This is a genomic window from Endozoicomonas sp. SESOKO4 (assembly GCF_024606275.1).
In genome coordinates, this window is record NZ_JAHHPS010000265.1 from 1 (window position 1) to 1072 (window position 1072).

Annotated in this window: 1 protein-coding gene; it reads left to right on the forward strand. The window is 46.5% G+C overall.

What is annotated here, in order from left to right:
* Positions 1 to 1061 (forward strand): hypothetical protein (locus KDK16_RS04855; protein WP_257274930.1); only part of this gene is annotated, 1061 nt, incomplete at its 5' end.
* Between the last annotated feature and the right edge of the window lie 11 nt (positions 1062 to 1072).

The window sequence follows — 1072 nt, forward strand, 5'->3', positions numbered from 1 at the left end:
AAATGACACATGCTCACCCCAATGCATTAAGCCTTGCAGTGGCCATTACTATCAGCTCTTCCATCATTGCTACACAGGCACTGGCCGATCGCAGGCTACAGACAAAATCTATCGTTATTCAGGACAATGGACATACGGAGTTCATCCAGAGTGAGGTCATAGTTAAGCCAACTTTAGGTGATGACCAGCAGCCAATAACCAAATCCTTTACAACCACCTACCCCGATCGAGCTGAATTCAGAGCCGACTACGATATTCCTTCCAAGGGCTTCACAGACGTTCTTTCTGGCATTGACGGTGGCGTTTCCACTGTTGATCTGTTTGAAACAGACGACAATGACATTGCTCAGAAGTACACCAAAGTCCTCAAGGTAGGTAATGAGGCAGTTTTCAGGTTCACCCATAATTTTTCAGAAAATAAACTACTCATCGAAGTCAGAGACAGAATGACCCATAAGGATTCAATTGGAGCTGTGCGCTCTCAATTAGGCGACAATCATACATTAGAACCATTTACGAAAATTGCCAGCCCCGAACACTTGGTCGGAGTGCTGAAAGGTGTGAATGAAAGAGCAGGAAACCTTGGCGAAGTTGATCACTATGTTGTCCTTGCCAACCTTGAAGTAGACCAGGTTGAAGTGAAAGGGCGCACCTTCATGCGTCTCATCGTTTCCAGCGACCAGCCCCCTGAGCTGCAGCGTCTGGGTCAATCAATCTTTGTCAATGATGAGACGCTTTTAGCAGCAGCTACCTCTGCCTATACCCAGGTTCATGTTCTTGGGAAAGATTTACAACAGGGAGCTCTGGAAGATCTGTTGTCATTCTATAAACCCGTCGGCTATGTAGTACACGTCGAGGATGACACACAGGTCTATCCTGTACCTGAGGATTATCCAAAACTGGAAGTGACTGTGGCTGAGGGGGAGATTATTGTTTTTCATGGTCAGAAGCAGAACTCTGCGGATATCGCCTTTGTAGAAACCCTCTATACACTCTGGCAAGAAGCTGAGGGTAATAACCACGCTCTTGCAGTAACAACAAAGAAGGCACCCAGAGTGTAGGAGTAGGGAAT